Source organism: Zunongwangia sp. SCSIO 43204, assembly GCF_019904275.1.
Taxonomy (GTDB): Bacteria; Bacteroidota; Bacteroidia; order Flavobacteriales; family Flavobacteriaceae; genus Zunongwangia; species Zunongwangia mangrovi.
On record NZ_CP063204.1, the window covers coordinates 3861758 to 3874493 of the forward strand.

Sequence of the window (12736 nt, forward strand, 5' to 3'; positions counted from 1 at the left end):
TTATTCATGTATTCTTTTCATTGCAGTCATCGCTGTTCTAAGTTTAGCTCCTACTTTTTCTACAGGATGCTGTCTTAATGCGTCGTTTACTGCAATTAATTCTAGATTATCTACTCCGGTTTCTTCTGTTCCATAAGAATGACCAATAAAGTCCTTATCTAAAGCATTTACATAATCCTTGATAAGTGGCTTACAAGAATGATCAAAAAGGTAACAACCATATTCTGCTGTATCAGAAATAATTCTGTTCATTTCGAACAATTTCTTTCTGGCAATGGTATTTGCGATAAGCGGAGTTTCGTGTAAAGATTCGTAGTAAGCAGATTCAGCAATAATACCAGCTTCAACCATAGTTTCAAAAGCAAGCTCTACACCAGATTTTACCATCGCTACCATTAGCACACCTTTATCGAAATATTCCTGTTCTGAAATCTCTTCTTCAGAAGCATCGGTTTTTTCGAAAGCAGTTTCTCCTGTAGCGGCTCTCCACTCTAATAATTCTTTATCATCATTTGCCCAATCCTTCATCATTCTGGAACTAAATTCTCCAGAAATAATATCATCCATATGTTTTTGGAAAAGCGGACGCATAATTCCTTTTAATTCTTCTGAAATCTCAAAAGCTTTGATCTTTGCAGGATTAGAAAGACGATCCATCATGTTGGTGATACCACCATGCTTCAATGCTTCTGTAATAGTTTCCCATCCATACTGAATTAATTTTGCAGCATAAGAAGGTTCTACACCATCTGCAACCATTTTGTCAAAGCTTAAGATCGACCCTGTTTGAAGCAATCCGCATAAGATGGTTTGCTCTCCCATAAGATCAGATTTTACCTCAGCAACAAAAGAAGACTGAAGCACTCCTGCTCTATGACCACCGGTACCGTAAGCATAAGCTTTCGCCCATTCCAAACCAATACCTAAATGATCATTCTCTGGATGCACCGCGATTAAAGTTGGTACCCCAAAACCTCTTTTGTATTCTTCTCTAACTTCACTACCAGGACACTTAGGAGCTACCATGATCACGGTAATATCTTCTCTAATTTGCATCCCTTCTTCAACAATATTAAAACCATGAGAATACGAAAGCACTCCATCTTTTTTAATATGGGGCATAATCGCATTGATCACTCCTGTATGTTGTTTATCTGGAGTAAGGTTGATCACAAGATCTGCCGATGGAATTAAGTCTTCGTAAGTTCCAACTGTAAAATTGTTTTCAGTTGCATTTTTGTAAGACTGTCTTTTTTCTTTGATCGCTCCTTCTCGAAGGGCGTAAGAAATATCAAGACCGCTGTCTCTCATATTTAGTCCCTGATTAAGGCCTTGAGATCCGCATCCTACAATAACTATTTTTTTATCTTTTAATGCAGCCACTCCATCACTAAACTCATCTAGTTCCATGAACCTGCAAGTCCCCAGCTGGGCTAATTTTTCTCGTAAAGAAAGGCTGTTAAAATAGTTTGTCATGATATTGAATTTGTTGTATTAAATTTTTCTAAGATTCCTGTTATTGGCATTTCATTTTTTGTAACCGCAATAGTTCCTGAACGTACGAACTGCATTAAACCATAAGGTTTTAAAGTTTCGTATAGTTCATCTACTTCGCTGCGCTTTCCTGTTTTTTCGATCACAAAAAATTTAGGTGTTACGGTAACGATACGAGCATTTGTTGCTTTAATAAATTCCTGCACATTAAGATCGTCCAAAAATTCTGAAGATTTGATCTTATATAAGGCAGTTTCCTGATAGATCATTTCTTCTGCAGTATGATAAAAAGCCTTGATCACTTCGATCTGTTTTTCGATCTGTCCCACTATTTTTTTGATCTGTTCTTCGGTAACTTCAACCACAATAATAAAACGCATTACTTCTGTCACCTCGCTGGGTGATGCTGTAATGCTTTCAATATTGATATGTCTTTTAAGGAAAATCGCCGCGATTCGGCTTAACAATCCTAAGTTATTTTCAGTATATATCGAAACTGTGAAATTTTTCTTTTCCATTACTCTAAAATTATATCTGAAACTGACGCTCCTGTTGGTACCATTGGAAAAACATTTTCTTCCTGCTCTACTTTTACTTCTAAGAAATAAGGACCATCGTGATCGATCATTTCTTCAATTGCATCTTTAAGTTGCGAACGCTCTGTTACGCGCTTTGCTTCGATATGATATCCCTGTGCTATGGTTACAAAATCTGGATTAGTCATTTCTGTAGAGGCGTATCTTCTATCAAAGAACAGTTGTTGCCACTGTCTTACCATTCCTAAAAATCCATTGTTTAAGATTACAATCTTAACAGGGACTTTTGTTTGAAAGATCGTACCAAGCTCCTGGATAGTCATTTGATAGCCACCATCACCAATAATGGCTACGACTTCACGCTCTGGACTTCCCATTTTTGCTCCGATAGCCGCTGGTAAAGCAAACCCCATAGTACCTAAACCTCCACTGGTTACATTGCTTCGGGTTTGTGTAAAATCTGAATAACGACAGGCCGCCATTTGGTGCTGACCTACATCAGATACGATCACCGCCTTACCTTTAGTATTGATATTTATTTGCTGAATAACCTCGGCCATTCCCATATCCTGTTTATTTACATCCAGGTTACGACTAATAACTTTATTATATTCAGTTTTGTATAGTTCTTTGAACTTGTTGTGCCACTCTTCATGAGCATTAGGTTTTACCAACTCTAAAAGTGCTTTAAGCGTTTCGTTCACATTTCCAAGAACTGGAAAATCGGTATGAACATTCTTATTGATCTCGGCCGGATCAATTTCCATATGCACTACTTTTGCCTGTTTTGCATAATGATCTAAATTACCGGTTACACGATCGTCAAATCGCATTCCTATAGCGATTAAAACATCACACTCGTTAGTTAAGATATTTGGCGCATAATTACCATGCATCCCCACCATCCCAACATTTAATGGGTGTTTTGTTGGCAAAGCTGAAAGTCCTAAAATTGTCCATGCTGCAGGGATTCCAGTTTTTTCAACAAAGTCCTTAAATATCTCTTCAGCACCACCAAGGATAACTCCCTGACCAAACACGATCATTGGTTTTTTAGCTGAATTAATCACCTCAGCTGCTTTTTGAACCTCGCTAAGGTTAACCTCAGGATTTGGTTTGTAACTGCGAATGCCGCTACATTTTTTATAATTAAATTCTAATGAAGCAAATTGAGCATCTTTAGTAATATCTACTAAAACAGGACCTGGTCGTCCAGATTTCGCGATATAAAATGCTTTTGCGATCACCTCAGGAATTTCTTCAGCTCGTGTTACCTGGTAGTTCCATTTAGTAATTGGAGTCGAAATACCTACAATATCAGTTTCCTGAAAGGCATCACTTCCTAATAAATGCGAACCTACCTGCCCGGTGATACAAACTAGAGGAGTAGAGTCGATTTGAGCATCTGCAATTCCTGTTACAAGATTTGTTGCTCCAGGGCCAGAAGTTGCCACAGCCACTCCTACTTTACCGCTTACGCGAGCATATCCCTGTGCAGCATGAGTAGCGCCCTGCTCATGCCTCGTAAGGACGTGGTGAATTTTATCCTGGTACTTATACAATTCATCATACACCGGCATAATGGCTCCGCCCGGGTAGCCATAGATCGTCTCTACGCCTTCTTCTAACAAACACTTAATTACTGCTTCTGCTCCAGAAACAGTCATTGAAGTATCTGCCGATGTCTTTTCGAAACTAGCTGTTTTTACTTCCATAATTCACCAAAATTAAAACTCATCGGTCACACATCCCTTTGATGCCGATGATACTGTTCTCGCATATTTATATAAAACACCTTTGCTAAATTTTAAAGCAGGTGCTTTCCAGTTTTTTCTTCTTTCTTCGATCTCTGCTTCAGTAAGATCTACATTTATAGAATCGTCCTCTGCACTAATAGTAATTTTGTCGCCGTCTTGCAATAAAGCGATCATACCACCTTCCTGAGCTTCAGGAGTGATGTGTCCCACTACAAAACCATGTGTTCCACCAGAAAATCTACCATCTGTAATGAGAGCTACATCTTTCCCAAGTTTGGCTCCCATAATTGCTGAAGTTGGTTTGAGCATTTCTGGCATACCCGGTCCTCCTTTTGGACCTTCGTAACGAATCACTACAACATCACCTTTCTTTACTTTTCCTTCTGAAATACCATCGTTAGCCTCGTATTCACTTTCAAAAACCTTCGCAGTTCCTGTAAAGCTCATTCCTTCTTTACCAGTAATTTTTGCAACCGATCCTTCTTCAGCTAAATTTCCATGAAGAATTCTTATATGACCGGTTTTCTTAATTGGCTGATCGATTGGATAAATTACATCCTGATCTTCTTCCAGATTGGGAACATCTGCAAGATTTTCAGCTAAAGTTTTACCAGTAACCGTCATGCAATCTCCATGAAGTAATCCATGTTTCAACATGAATTTTTGTACTGCGGGGATACCGCCAATTCTATGAATATCTTCCATAGCGTATTTACCGCTAGGTTTAAGATTGGCTAAAAACGGAGTGCTATCTACGATCTTTCCAAATTCCTCGATACCAAGATCGATCTCTGCCGAACGAGCAATCGCTAAGAAGTGTAGAACCGCATTGGTAGAACCTCCAAGAAGTGTTAGTAATCGAATCGCATTTTCCAGCGATTTTTTAGTTACAATATCTCTAGGCTTAAGATCTTTCTCGATAAGAAGCTTCATCGCTTCTCCTGCCTTTACACTTTCAGATTTCTTTTCTTCTCCTACGGCAGGATTAGAACTATTGTAAGGTAAAGACATTCCCAATGTTTCTATTGCTGAAGCCATTGTATTAGCAGTATACATACCACCACAAGCTCCTGCACCAGGACAGGCTTTCTCGATCACATTATCATATTCTTCCTGATCGATATCTCCGCTTACTTTAGCGCCCCAGGCTTCAAAAGCCGAAACAACATCTAATTTTTTACCGTTATGACATCCTGAAGCAATGGTACCTCCATACACCAAAACTGAAGGCCGATTTAAACGCAGCATAGCCATTAAGGCTCCTGGCATATTTTTGTCACAACCAACTACGGTAACCAAACCGTCGTAAGACATAGCATTTACCACAGTTTCCATAGAATCTGCAATGATATCCCGTGAAGGAAGTGAAAAACGCATCCCCGGAGTTCCCATAGAAATACCATCACTTACGCCAATAGTATTGAATATTAATCCTACAAGATCTGCTGAAAGTGTTCCTTCTTTCACCAATTTAGCGAGATCGTTTAGGTGCATGTTACAAGGATTACCTTCGTAACCTGTACTTGCAATCCCAACAAAAGGTTTGTTAAAATCTTCTTTGGTTAAGCCAATTGCGTGAAGCATGGCCTGTGATCCCGGTTGCGAATCACTCTGTGTTAAAATACTACTATACTTATTATTCATTACTAATTTTTCTCTTCTCGTTAGATAAAATTACCGCCTTCAAAATGCCTCTGTTTTTTAGCCAAGATTGCTTAATTGTCTTCAACGGCATATTTAATACTATAAATTATTGATTTTCAGTAATTTAAAACACTCTTTATTACGACTGCTGAAACTCTCAAAAAACATTTAATTTTTCAGCGATTTAACATTAACATCGTTATTATATTTAAAATACATTCAGTTTTAAAGGAAATACAGCAGCTTTAAAAGATGCTATATTTCTTTAATTTTCAGAAAAAACCATAAAAAAAGCCATCTCGAGAGATGGCTTTTTTTTATATAAATTGTACACATCTTCTCCATGGTCAGGTTTTCAAAATGAAAATGACCTCAATAATTGAAGAAATAATGTATTGTTTCTTAAAATTCATAAATCAATAAACCTCAGAGTAGGCTCTAAGGAAATTTATTACACAACTTATTTTTCGAGGCATTCCAACTAAGTCTACAAGATTTAACCTCGATTATCGAGTAAACTTAAGGATTAATTTTTTATCAGATAAAGTTTTATTCTATTTTTTCAGTTTTATCGCATAAAGATCTTTTCTACGATCTTTTAAATTACGCACACTTCCAAAATTGTGTAATTCTTTTAGTAAATCTAGATCTACATCGGCTAATAGTGTACTTTCTGTATTTGGTGTAGCCTCGGCTTTTACGCCATTTACAGGAAATGCAAAATCTGATGGTGTTAATACTGCACTTTGCGAATATTGTATATCCATATTATTCACTTTTGGGAGGTTTCCTACAGAACCTGCGATCGCCACATAACATTCATTTTCTACTGCTCGAGATTGCGCACAAATTCGAACTCTGGAATACCCATTTTGAGTATCTGTCATAAATGGAACAAATAAAATGTTCATTCCTTCTTCAGCTAATAGCCTTGGCAGTTCTGGAAACTCTACATCGTAACAGATCAAAACTCCTATTTTACCACAATCTGTATCAAAAGTTTGTAATTTGGTACCGCCCTTCATTCCCCAGGCAGATTCTTCAGCCGGAGTAATATGTAATTTCTCGTATCGCTCGTAACTTCCGTCGCGACGACATAAAAAACCAACATTATACATATGCTCACCAATAACCTGCGGCATACTTCCGGTTATGATATTTATGTTGTAGGTAATGGCAAAATCGATAAAAACCTCCAACAATTTTTCAGTATAAGTTGAAAGTCCACGTATCGCTTCAGCTTCATTTAAATGATTAAATTCGGCCATAAGCGGTGCGTTAAATAATTCAGGAAAAAGAATAAAATCGCTTTGATAATCACTCACAGCATCTACAAAAAACTCAATTTGAGAAACCAGTGCATCAAAATTCTTAAACAAACGCATTTGCCATTGCACCAATCCAAGGCGAACCACGGTTTTGGTACTTTCTATTAATTTTTGAGGTTTGGTATAATAAATATTATTCCATTCCATCAAAACAGCATATTCTTTACTTTCGTGATCGCCAGAAAGATATCCTTTGATCACTTTTTTTACATGAAAATCGTTAGAAAGCTGAAATGACAATACAGGATCGTGAATCTCCTGAAGTTTTACTTTATCAATATATTTTTTTGGAGTAAGTTCTTGTGCGTATTTGCCGAAATTGGGGATTCTACCACCAAAAATTATAGATTTCAAATTCAGTTGCTCGCACAATTCTTTACGCGCTTCGTAAAGCCGACGTCCAAGACGTTTTCCTCTATATTCTGGATGAATAAAAACATCTATTCCGTAGAGAACATCTCCGTTTTTAGTGTGATTTGCAAAATTCTCACCACCAATAATATCGTCGTAGGTATGATTATCATCAAATTTATTATAATCTACAATAATAGAAAGTGCGCAACCCGCAATTTTATTATCGATAATGATACAAAACTGACCGTCTGGGAATTTTTTTACTAAGGTTTTAATTTCAGCTTCACTCCAGTAATCATCTGGCATACCGCTGTAACTTTTAATCATTGAAACTTTTAGTTCTTTATAATCCTGAACCTTTAAGTTTCTAAGCTCTATCGTAGGTGTCTCCATCTTCTATAAACGCGTGTTTAATTCTGAAAACGAAGATACTATCTAAAACTTTAGATTTTCAAAAAATGAAGCTAAAAACAGGGAATATTAGATGGTACAAAAATTATTCTTAATTGCATAAACAGCAAGCCCTACCCTGCTTTTAATATCTAATTTCACAAAAAGACTTTCGCGATATCCATCGATCGTTTTAGGACTAAGACGCATTTCGGCTGCGATTTCTTTGTAGGTCATTTCTGTACATACGTATTGCAGAAACTCGATTTCTCTTTCTGAAAATTGTTCTTTAGAACGTTCTTTTCTTTCCAGTTCTTTCATAACTTCTTTATCTACATAATAACCGGTATCAACGACACTATCCAAAGCCTGCTTAAACTTATCTGGATCGATATCTTTCACCAGGTATCCTCTACAACCAAGACCGAGCATTTTAAGCAAAATTTCTTCATCATCTTCCATTGTTAAAGCCATTGCTTTTTGCTTTGGAAATTCTTGCTTAAGCCATTGCATCGTTTGCAGCCCATCCATAACCGGCATTCGGATATCCAATAAAATAAGATCTGGACGTAAATCCATTTTTCTCAAATTCTCCTGAAGTTCTTTCCCGTTCTTGTAAACTGCTTTTACCCGATAATCATCGAACGAATCGACTAATCCTTTTAAAGATTGGCCAAAAAGAACATGATCATCGACAATAACTATCGATTTACTCATTTGATTGACTTGGTTGTTTTGGAAAGTGCAAAGATATAGAAGTTCCTTTGTTAGGAAAAGAATTTAACGTGAATCGGCTATTTATTAATGCCGCTCTGCTCTCCATGTTGTATAATCCACTATTTCGTTCTATATTTTGTAGGTCAAATCCTACTCCGTCGTCTTTAGCTTCTATAAATAATTCATTTTCAGAATAATGAAAAGAGACCATTAAGTGATCTGCACCAGAATGTTTTATCACATTTGAGAAAAATTCCTGTAGAATTCGAAAAATAACCAGACTATTCTTTTGGCCTATGAGGAAAGGCTCACCTTTAGTGCTAAAATTTGTTTGAATAACGTTAAGTCTGGAAAAGCGATCCAATTCAGACGCTACCGATTTTTCCAAGCCTGCATTTCCAATAACGTCACTGTTTAAAGATTTTGAAAGTGCTCTTACTTCCTGTAGCGAATCTGCTATTACATCTTTGATATCTTTAACAGTTTCTAAAGGAATTTCTTTCGCTACACTTGCCATATTAAGTTGCATCTTAGCAACAGATAACAATTGCCCTATATTATCATGCAATTCCCAACCAATATTCTTTAAAGTTTGTTCCTGGATCTCGATCTTTGTATTCGAAATTTCTTTTTCGTAATACTGCTCTGCTTCTATCTTTTCTCTAAGTAACTTATTCTTTCTACGTTGATAAGTAACAAAGAAAGCAATAATAAAGCCCCCCAAAACAAAGCAAACAAAGATCACATATATAATTAATAATAACTGTTCTTTAGGTAGCATCTTTAGAGTATTTTAAATTCAAATCTTTATGCTTCATTGCAACTAAATACCCAATAATGCATAAACTGTATAAAACAACATTACAAGATTTTACGATAAAGATGCGTAGCATAGAAAAATCATAACTGTCCCAGGTAAAGTATTTAGTGTAGATAAAAAGTGGCGTAGTTAAAAGATAGAACACAAAGATTCCAATAGTAAAATAGAAGCCGAAAAATTTATAAAATGAGATGATTTGGTCTGAACTTATTAAACCTAAAAAACATAGTACGCAAAATAGAATGATCATTAAACCTTTAACAAAGGCTACATCTGCATTTGAAACGATCCAGAAATCATCAGATATAAACAGCAAGATCAAACTAACGACCGCTACAAAAATCCCCAAATACTTAACTATTTTTCTTAAACTCTCACCTGGAATTAATCGATTAAAAAACCAGGTGTAGAACACGATACTTACAATATGAACCAAATTATAGATCCAACCATCTCTTTCAAAAATCGTGTTTCTAACATCTAACATCTTATATTCATTTAAATATAGAATAGCGGCATATTTTGCAAAAGAATCTGCAAACCACGTCCACCAAAAGAAGATCATTAGACATTTAAAAAGTACATTGCCTCTGGCCTGGTAAAAATAAAAATACGTTCCGATAATTGCCACTGCAAGCTCATAGAAAAAGTATAAACCTGCATTTTCAAAAAACCACTGTACTAAATTCATTCAGTTCCGTATTTATCTGGAGGCCAAGGAACTTCTCCCAAATTATAAGGATCTATTTCATAATTGGGTAAATCTTTAAACACTCCGTCGATATACACAGGTTTTGTTGGTGCTAAAAAAAAAGTGGTTAAAGGAGGTCTATATTTCGTTTTGTCGTATATCCCTAAAAAAATTGAAATTTTAGGTTCTAAAATATGTCGTTCTAGAGACTTATGTTCAACATAATCTAAATAATCCCTAATTTGTTTAATAGAATAGATAGTGTGATGTGTATCTGGATAGCCTAATGCTTTTTGCAAAACCTCGCCTCTAGTCGCTTCCCAGCTGGCTTCCATTGCTTTAGCTTTAGCCACAGAAATACAATTTTCTGGCTTATCCATTGATTACGAAATATTTAATGATGAATTAATTTTAAGATAAAATTAAATATAATTTTTAGGCTATTCAAGAAATTTTTAGCAAAAAAGGGTGTTTTTCCCCTTTGCAATAACAATCCTTTAATCTATTTTTGTAATATTATTTTAGTTAGCTAAGGTGTTTTGGGGCAAAAAAGTGTCGATAGAATGTGAAGTAATTCTGAGTAGGGTCTTTATTACTTCGTAAAACTTCTAGTCGGCACTTTTTTATTTTATGGCTTTTCTTCTATTGAAAAATTCACTTTTTCGTTTGTAAGCTTTTGCGCCATTGTTCTCAATCCTTTATCTGTCAATTGTAAAACCCTTGGATATCCACCCGTAGTTTGGCAGTCTCGCATTAAAATAATTAATTTTCCTGAAGGTGTTAATTGCACCGTACCGGGAACTACCGGCCCGGTGATTATGGGTTCAAGCTCGTTTGGTAATTCTTCTTGCAGCTGTATCGCCATCCTGTTGTTGTTTTGATCGATACTAAATTCCAAAGTCTCTAACTCTGATTTATGTTCTGCTGAAAGAAATTCGAATTCTGGCCCTTTGTAAACTTCAACTACCGAAGATCGCAAATAATCATCATTGAACTTTAGGGCTGCAAAAGTTTCAATTTTACTCGCTGCATCTTCAGTAAAAGGTATTTCCATTCCCTTTTCTAATTTCTGATACTCGGTAATTTCGTCATACCAACTTTTACTCCCTAAAACCTCTTCTGTAGCAAATCCTCCAGAAATTGCCAAGTACGTCCTACAACCCAAAATTTTTCTGCCAAAACTTAAAATATCACCTTCAGAAATTTCGATGATCTCATTATTTTCAATTTCTTCAGCGTTCAATTTAGGCGACAGATTTGCTCCAGAAATCACGATTTTTGTTGCTGCCGTAAATTCTAATTTTGGTCCCATCATGGTAATTTCCAAAACAGCATCGTTTGCATCATTTCGCAACATTAGGTTAGCAGTTCTTGCCGCATAACGATCCATCACTCCACTAGCTGGAACGCCATATTTCATATTGCCAAATCTTCCATAATCCTGAATACTACTAAAAAGTCCCGATTGTAAAACTTTCATTTTACCCATTTCGCTCCTGTTTTTTAAGTTGAAAATTCCCGTTTTTTACCTGCTCTTTTATTTGCTCATATTCTTCCTTCTCTACACTCTTAAATTTGATGTAATCTCCTGCTGAAATTTGCGTTGGAATTTCACTGTTTTTATCAAAAAAATCTACCGGACAATTACCGATAATTTGCCAGCCGCCGGGACTCACTTTTGGGTAAATTCCGGTTTGATTTTGACCAATTCCAACAGCGCCTTTTTCGATCTTCATTCGGGGTTGAGATTTTCTAGAAATCTGAAGCTTTTTATCAAGACCTCCCAGATATAAAAATCCGGGTAAAAAACCCATAAAATAAACTCGGTATTCTGGCTTTGTATGCAGTGAAATTATTTCTGAAATCTCTAAGTTTTTCTCTTTGGAAATAAGTTCAAGATCGATCCCAAAATCAAGGTCGTAACACACCGGGATTTCAAAAACTCGACTATCAATATTTTTTGTATTATTGTTCTGCTGAAAGACTTCTTTTACAGCTTTTAAATCACTATAAACATCTTCTATAGTAACAAAGTAATTAATTAATATCGAGTTATATGTATTAATTACTTCAACTTTTTGTTTAATATAAAGTTGCTGAATCAAGTTTTTGTAAAACAAAACTTCATCTAGTACTTTCTCGCTTATTATTTTCTCAAACTGAATCAAAATTGCATTATCTCCAAACTGAGAAATATGTGGTAATACCTTACTCATGTGTTTTTGATCTTTATATTTTCTTCGGAAAATTTTTGATGTAAAAATCGTAGAATTTCAACTGAATTTTTAGTGTCGCTATGCAGGCAAAAAGTACTTGCTTCACAAGGCAAATCCTGGCCATTTTGAGCTATGATTTTTTGCTGCTGAAACATACTAAAAACATGCTTAAAAACGGCTTCCTTTTCTTCAATTACTGCTTTAGATTTCGACCTGCTTACCAAGGAATAATCGGCCTCATAATTTCGATCTGCAAATCCTTCAAAAATGATATTTATTTTTCCTTTTGCAACTTCAGAAATTACAGAATTTAAGGGTACAAAAAGACTAAAATCTCCTTCAATTTCAGATAAACTTTCTACAATAATTTGGGCAATTTTTTCATCTTTTGCGGCATCATTATAAAGTGCTCCGTGGGGTTTTACATGATGCAGTTTTGTTCCTTTTTTTTCAGCAATATTCTGTAATGATATTATCTGATTTTGTATACTTTTTTTTAGTGCTTCCGTAGAAATATCTATCGAGCTTCTACCAAAGTTTTCCTTATCAGGATACGAAGGATGCGCACCAATATTTGTACTATTTGCTATGGCAAGATCTATCGTTTTTTCCATCGTTTTAAGATCGCCGGCATGGCCACCGCAGGCAATATTACAACTGGAAATTAACGGCATTAATAAGTGATCGTAATTACCACCTTCACCAAGATCGCAATTAATATCTATCTCTTTCATTGTCTAATTTTGCTAGGATTTTAATATAAAGTTTTTTCCGCAGAAAAGTGCAAAA

Annotated in this window: 12 protein-coding genes; all 12 read right to left on the reverse strand. The window is 35.7% G+C overall.

What is annotated here, in order from left to right; translation table 11 throughout:
- The 12 genes from ilvC to pxpA all read right to left on the reverse strand — a co-directional run bounded on the left by ilvC (position 1) and on the right by pxpA (position 12681).
- Positions 1 to 1476 (reverse strand): ketol-acid reductoisomerase, encoded by a 1476-nt coding sequence (ilvC, locus tag INR75_RS17080; protein WP_223089747.1) that lies wholly within the window; start codon positions 1474 to 1476, stop codon positions 1 to 3.
- A complete protein-coding gene (gene ilvN, locus INR75_RS17085; protein WP_092542091.1) occupies positions 1473 to 2012 on the reverse strand; it encodes an acetolactate synthase small subunit in 540 nt (179 codons plus the stop codon). The genes ilvC and ilvN overlap by 4 nt, the downstream gene beginning before the upstream one ends.
- Positions 2012 to 3745 (reverse strand): biosynthetic-type acetolactate synthase large subunit, encoded by a 1734-nt coding sequence (gene ilvB, locus INR75_RS17090; protein ID WP_223089748.1) that lies wholly within the window; start codon positions 3743 to 3745, stop codon positions 2012 to 2014. The genes ilvN and ilvB overlap by 1 nt, the downstream gene beginning before the upstream one ends.
- A gap of 12 nt (positions 3746 to 3757) precedes the next feature.
- Positions 3758 to 5431, reverse strand: a complete 1674-nt coding sequence (gene ilvD, locus INR75_RS17095) for a dihydroxy-acid dehydratase (RefSeq protein WP_223089749.1) — start codon at positions 5429 to 5431, stop codon at positions 3758 to 3760.
- A 554-nt stretch (positions 5432 to 5985) separates the two neighbouring features.
- Positions 5986 to 7506 carry a bifunctional GNAT family N-acetyltransferase/carbon-nitrogen hydrolase family protein gene (locus tag INR75_RS17100; RefSeq protein ID WP_223089750.1) on the reverse strand — a complete coding sequence of 507 codons (1521 nt, stop codon included), beginning with the start codon at positions 7504 to 7506 and terminating at the stop codon, positions 5986 to 5988.
- A gap of 87 nt (positions 7507 to 7593) precedes the next feature.
- Positions 7594 to 8220, reverse strand: coding sequence for a response regulator transcription factor (locus tag INR75_RS17105; protein WP_223089751.1), 627 nt, complete (start codon positions 8218 to 8220; stop codon positions 7594 to 7596).
- Positions 8213 to 9001 (reverse strand): sensor histidine kinase, encoded by a 789-nt coding sequence (locus tag INR75_RS17110; RefSeq protein WP_223089752.1) that lies wholly within the window; start codon positions 8999 to 9001, stop codon positions 8213 to 8215. The genes INR75_RS17105 and INR75_RS17110 overlap by 8 nt, the downstream gene beginning before the upstream one ends.
- A complete protein-coding gene (locus tag INR75_RS17115) occupies positions 8991 to 9731 on the reverse strand; it encodes a hypothetical protein (RefSeq protein WP_223089753.1) in 741 nt (246 codons plus the stop codon). Before INR75_RS17115 ends, INR75_RS17110 begins: the two co-directional genes overlap by 11 nt.
- Positions 9728 to 10111 carry a hypothetical protein gene (locus INR75_RS17120; protein WP_223089754.1) on the reverse strand — a complete coding sequence of 128 codons (384 nt, stop codon included), beginning with the start codon at positions 10109 to 10111 and terminating at the stop codon, positions 9728 to 9730. The genes INR75_RS17115 and INR75_RS17120 overlap by 4 nt, the downstream gene beginning before the upstream one ends.
- 248 nt (positions 10112 to 10359) lie before the next feature.
- Positions 10360 to 11211 (reverse strand): biotin-dependent carboxyltransferase family protein, encoded by an 852-nt coding sequence (locus tag INR75_RS17125; protein WP_370629859.1) that lies wholly within the window; start codon positions 11209 to 11211, stop codon positions 10360 to 10362.
- A gap of 1 nt (position 11212) precedes the next feature.
- Complete coding sequence (gene pxpB, locus INR75_RS17130; protein ID WP_223089756.1) at positions 11213 to 11947, reverse strand: 5-oxoprolinase subunit PxpB; 735 nt, start codon at positions 11945 to 11947, stop codon at positions 11213 to 11215.
- On the reverse strand, positions 11944 to 12681 hold the full coding sequence (gene pxpA / locus INR75_RS17135) for a 5-oxoprolinase subunit PxpA (protein ID WP_223089757.1): 738 nt from the start codon (positions 12679 to 12681) through the stop codon (positions 11944 to 11946). The genes pxpB and pxpA overlap by 4 nt, the downstream gene beginning before the upstream one ends.
- Between the last annotated feature and the right edge of the window lie 55 nt (positions 12682 to 12736).

Bases quoted from the DNA above. Each gene is read 5' to 3' on its own strand.
- INR75_RS17110 (WP_223089752.1), bottom strand. From the start codon at position 9,001: ATGCTACCTAAAGAACAGTTATTATTAATTATATATGTGATCTTTGTT.
- INR75_RS17120 (WP_223089754.1), bottom strand. From the start codon at position 10,111: ATGGATAAGCCAGAAAATTGTATTTCTGTGGCTAAAGCTAAAGCAATG.
- INR75_RS17125 (WP_370629859.1), bottom strand. From the start codon at position 11,211: ATGAAAGTTTTACAATCGGGACTTTTTAGTAGTATTCAGGATTATGGA.
- ilvB (WP_223089748.1), bottom strand. From the start codon at position 3,745: ATGGAAGTAAAAACAGCTAGTTTCGAAAAGACATCGGCAGATACTTCA.
- INR75_RS17115 (WP_223089753.1), bottom strand. From the start codon at position 9,731: ATGAATTTAGTACAGTGGTTTTTTGAAAATGCAGGTTTATACTTTTTC.
- ilvD (WP_223089749.1), bottom strand. From the start codon at position 5,431: ATGAATAATAAGTATAGTAGTATTTTAACACAGAGTGATTCGCAACCG.
- INR75_RS17100 (WP_223089750.1), bottom strand. From the start codon at position 7,506: ATGGAGACACCTACGATAGAGCTTAGAAACTTAAAGGTTCAGGATTAT.
- pxpA (WP_223089757.1), bottom strand. From the start codon at position 12,681: ATGAAAGAGATAGATATTAATTGCGATCTTGGTGAAGGTGGTAATTAC.
- INR75_RS17105 (WP_223089751.1), bottom strand. From the start codon at position 8,220: ATGAGTAAATCGATAGTTATTGTCGATGATCATGTTCTTTTTGGCCAA.
- ilvN (WP_092542091.1), bottom strand. From the start codon at position 2,012: ATGGAAAAGAAAAATTTCACAGTTTCGATATATACTGAAAATAACTTA.
- ilvC (WP_223089747.1), bottom strand. From the start codon at position 1,476: ATGACAAACTATTTTAACAGCCTTTCTTTACGAGAAAAATTAGCCCAG.
- pxpB (WP_223089756.1), bottom strand. From the start codon at position 11,947: ATGAGTAAGGTATTACCACATATTTCTCAGTTTGGAGATAATGCAATT.